This is a genomic window from Shewanella sp. NIFS-20-20, assembly GCF_019209865.1.
In the GTDB taxonomy this organism is placed as follows: Bacteria; Pseudomonadota; Gammaproteobacteria; order Enterobacterales; family Shewanellaceae; genus Shewanella.
Genome location: NZ_JAHUTT010000113.1, coordinates 1 through 2,137, shown reverse-complemented (window position 1 = coordinate 2,137; position 2,137 = coordinate 1). Strand labels below are relative to the sequence as shown.

2 protein-coding genes and 1 pseudogene are annotated in these 2,137 nt (G+C 40.2%); all 3 read left to right on the top strand.

The features are described from left to right. The first annotated feature begins 482 nt into the window (after window positions 1–482). Entirely contained in the window at window positions 483–977 is a 495-nt protein-coding gene (locus KU855_RS18620; RefSeq protein WP_218532778.1) for an ATP-binding protein, read from the top strand. An 81-nt stretch (window positions 978–1,058) separates the two neighbouring features. After that, window positions 1,059–1,388, top strand: coding sequence for a hypothetical protein (locus KU855_RS18615; RefSeq protein WP_218528512.1), 330 nt, complete (start codon window positions 1,059–1,061; stop codon window positions 1,386–1,388). Window positions 1,389–1,872: 484 nt separating this feature from the next. Beyond that, a pseudogene (locus tag KU855_RS18985) lies at window positions 1,873–2,010 on the top strand (NAD(P)-dependent oxidoreductase); the annotation flags it as partial. Window positions 2,011–2,137 lie beyond the last annotated feature (127 nt).

The following is a 2,137-nucleotide window of genomic DNA, read 5'->3' as shown; positions in this document are numbered from 1 at the left end:
GCGAGACAGTTCAAGCTTGATGGGAAACGGGATAGGGCCTATCCACGTGCGTTAAAAATGAGTAAAAACAAGTATCCCATTAAGTCTAAGAAAAATGCCGTTCACACTAAGTGAACGGCATTACGCAAACTGCGCGGTTTTCTATTCTTACGGTTAGACCATATCCTTAATAGCCGCTGTATTATGTTGCTCTGGATTTAACGCCACTGTGCCTATTGGCTGTCAGTGGCGTCACCAGAACTGTGTTTATACACAGTTGTAATGGTGGGCGGTGAAAAATCCTGCAAACAACCTAAAAATCGCGCATAAAAGTCTCGCTTTCTCTTGAGAAGAATCTCTTGAAAACTGCTTTATAATAGTGCTATCTTGTTGAAATATTTGAATTACTTTGACTTGGTATTCGAAGGCGGATGCTGTTTCTGCTTTGGGTTTAACGAGAAGTCCGGGTAATACACTGTTATGCATCAAAATAGAGAGCAACGATGAACAAAGGAACATTGACCTTCTTCTGTGGAAAAATGGGTGCAGGAAAATCTACTAAAGCTAGCGAAATCGCACAGAAAAGCAATGCAGTATTGCTTTCAGAAGATGAATGGCTTGCGTCACTCTACCCAAATAAAATTTCATCACTAAATGACTATATCGAATATTCAAATCTACTTAAGCCGCAGATTAAAAAGCTTGTTCAATCCATGTTGTCTGCGGGAACCAATGTAGTAATAGACTTCCCTGCAAACACTCTGTCGCAAAGAGATTGGTTTCGGAGTATTTTCTCCGAGATTGAAGCTCCACATAATTTGGTATACATCGACTTGTCAAATGAGATCTGTTTAAAACAGATTGAAAAACGGCGCAAAGAACAGCCTGAAAGATCGGCAACTGATACAGCAGATATGTTTGAGCAGGTTACAAAGTATTTTATGGCTCCCACCCCTGAGGAAGGCTTCAATACAACCAAATTGGCGAAAAATGCATAACAAGACGCTGCTACGGAAAATTTACTCGCTAGCGCTCCTAAATTTCCGCAGAGCGTGGCGTTATGTGCTAATGGAGTTTGAATGATCTTCTGGTCTACATTCGGAGTTTTTGCAATTTGTCTTACTTTAGAGAGCATCACTTCTTGGATGTTTATTTGGGGCAGCAAGAAAAAGCACCCTGAACTTTGGGAACACTCAGGTGAGCCAACTCTAATGGGTAATGGAGACTTGATAAATGCATGGCCTCTTAATAAATATTTGATGCAAAGGCAATACAAAGAAATAGATAACGAAGCAGCAAAAGCATTTGCTGAAAGTTTACGACTACCTTTTGTTTTAAGCTATATCTCGGCAATCGTTTCCGTTGTTGTTTTCTTTGTATGTTTATTCATCTTTGGTAAGCCAGAGTAATGCACATAACAAGTCAATTAACTACGCGCCTTCGGCGCCGGACGCAGCAAAGCTGCGCCGGTTATTGAAGCGTTATATGCTCAACCGGAAGTAGACATTGAATTCAAAATTTAATTATCGGATAGATGCGCCATTTAGTAGAAAACGACGCTTTTTTAGATTCTGTGTTTATATGGTATTGATACCGATATTCAGTGGTTCATGTACGGCAATGATTTACGTGTTAGGTAACCTGATGAATTTTGACCTTAATGAACCAATTCGAAGCAGTGAGCGATCAGTTATAGAGATAGCTATGTTTTTTGGAGCATTTGGCCTATCGATATTAGCACTTTGCGGCCTGACGTTATTTATTGCTAAAAAAACGTTCCAAAGGTTCAACATTTAATGAAGTCGCATATAACAAGCAAAGTCAAAGCGACGCGTACCGCGCGCTTGCTTTGAGCGTTAGCTGCTTTGAGGTCAATCATTAGTAGGTGTCGGAATGAGAATTTTGGTAACAGGCTCTGCGGGTAGGGTCGGGCGTGCAATCTATATTAAGTTAATGCGAACACATGACGTAGTCGGCATTGATAAAACACCTTGTTCAACAACTGACTACATTAGTGATATCTGTGATAGTTGGTAAGCCCCTAGTTTTCTAGACACTTTCTAAGTTCTCATAATACTGCTTTTCAAACTTCATTGGAGACAGTCCGTTATTACTACCATGATGCCGCACTGGATTGTAGAAATATTCGATATAGTTA

Coding starts and splice junctions, on each gene's coding strand:
- KU855_RS18615 (WP_218528512.1), top strand. CDS start 1,059: ATGATCTTCTGGTCTACATTCGGAGTTTTTGCAATTTGTCTTACTTTA.
- KU855_RS18620 (WP_218532778.1), top strand. CDS start 483: ATGAACAAAGGAACATTGACCTTCTTCTGTGGAAAAATGGGTGCAGGA.